This is a genomic window from Methylomonas rivi, assembly GCF_024505165.1.
In the GTDB taxonomy this organism is placed as follows: Bacteria; Pseudomonadota; Gammaproteobacteria; order Methylococcales; family Methylomonadaceae; genus Methylomonas; species Methylomonas rivi.
The window spans coordinates 1-1,644 of sequence record NZ_JANIBK010000296.1 but is presented as its reverse complement, the minus strand read 5'-3'; the positions used below and the strand labels follow the sequence as shown (position 1 = coordinate 1,644).

Here is a 1,644-nt window from a genome sequence, read left to right as displayed (position 1 = left end):
GGGCGCGAGCGTGGGAACGAGAAAAAAACGCACCTAAACCAATAAGATTGAAGAGTTTATGTTTAATTACTTGATACCGATACTATTGCTACCGACGCTATGCCTGGCAAACGATGAGAATCCCGATGTTCCCGCCGAACTGCGGAATTTCGTGGAAGCGAATACCTCATTATTGGCCCATGCCGGCGCGGATTTGAATGGCGACAGTTTGTCCGATTATGTATTCATCCTGGAGCGGCAAAAAACAAATGACGCCGACCCGGATATCGAGACCGGGCAACGGCCTTTAAAAATCGCCCTGCGCCAGCCGGACAACAGCCTGAAAATCGTTAAAACCAACGACAACATCGTGTTTTGCTCGACCTGCGGCGGCGTATTCGGCGACCCCTTCGCCGAACTGTCGGCTTCAACAAAATCGTTTAGCGTCAGCCACTACGGCGGCGGCAATTGGCGCTGGACCAACAACTTTCAGTTTAACTATTCTAGGCGTGACGATACTTGGCAACTGGTACGCGTCGAGGAAAGTTCCTTTCATACCTCCGACCCGGAGACGGTGAAATCAGCCAGCTACAAACCGCCCAAGGACTTCGGCAAAATAGATATTGCCGATTTCGACCCGGAAAACTACAAAGGCTCGGGAGAAAAATAAGCCCCGAAACATCAGGCGGATCGAGATTGCGGAACCGCCTTACCCGCGAATTGATTAGCGGATTAGGCTTAAGCCGCTACGCCCGCTGTATCGCAAAGATCCTTAAATTCCGGTATGCCGGCCGTTAACCGCATGCGCAGGAAATTAAACTGCCGCTGCAGTTCATCTTCGGCATCGCCGACATTTTTAAATACCTGAACGACTTTTTGATCGTTCAGCATGTCCGGATAATTTGCATCGATAAACTCAAGCACTTCCGCATCAAGTTCGCTGATTTTACTCAAAGCGGCTTCCATGCTCGCCAATACGTTACGTAACTCTATAAGATCCTTGGCCATATAAATTCTCTGTTAAATGGACGGTGTTAATAAAATTTCTGCCGAGCAGTTAGGCCGGAATAAGCTTCAGCGTTTCCGGCCAGGATATGGAACGCCGGAAACGCCAAATAAATCCGCTCAAGCATAGGTGGGTTGAAACGCCTGTTCGGGATCGGCAACCGGAGCATTGTTGATGCTGTCCCAATACGGCGACAGCTTGCGCAAGGCGGCGACGATATCCGGCATGACTTTCAATACTTCGTCCACTTCGCTCATGCTGTTGTAGCGCGAAAACGAGAAACGGATGGTACCGTGGGCGGCGGTGTAAGGTATATCCATGGCCCGCATTACGTGCGACGGTTCCAGGGAACCCGAGGTGCAGGCGGAGCCGCTGGACGCGGCGATGCCGGCCTTGTTCAGCAGCATCAAAATCGCCTCGCCCTCGATATATTCAAAGGCGATATCGGTGGTGTTGGGCAGGCGGTTGTTCAAATCGCCGGTGATAAAACTGTGCGGGACTTGTTCGATAATGCCGCGCTCCAACCTATCGCGCATGGCCTTGACCTGGGTGTTCTCGAATTCCATGTGCTGCAGGGCCAATTCGCACGCCACGCCCAGGCCGACGATGGAAGCGGTGTTTTCGGTGCCGGCCCGGCGGCCGCGCTCCTGATGGCCGCC

The 1,644-nt window shown here is 52.8% G+C and carries 3 protein-coding genes; 1 reads left to right on the top strand and 2 read right to left on the bottom strand.

The genetic code is table 11. The features are described 5' to 3' along the window. Positions 1–58: 58 nt before the first annotated feature. Positions 59–649, top strand: a complete 591-nt coding sequence (locus tag NP596_RS21255; RefSeq protein ID WP_256617379.1) for a hypothetical protein — start codon at positions 59–61, stop codon at positions 647–649. Between the two features lie 68 nt (positions 650–717). On the opposite strand, the gene NP596_RS21250 is transcribed toward NP596_RS21255, so the two are convergent. Together NP596_RS21250 and NP596_RS21245 are read right to left on the bottom strand one after the other, a co-directional pair. Beyond that, positions 718–987 carry a hypothetical protein gene (locus tag NP596_RS21250; RefSeq protein WP_256617378.1) on the bottom strand — a complete coding sequence of 90 codons (270 nt, stop codon included), beginning with the start codon at positions 985–987 and terminating at the stop codon, positions 718–720. Positions 988–1,104: 117 nt separating this feature from the next. After that, on the bottom strand, positions 1,105–1,644 hold a 540-nt coding region (locus NP596_RS21245; protein ID WP_256617377.1), incomplete at its 5' end, for an aminotransferase class V-fold PLP-dependent enzyme.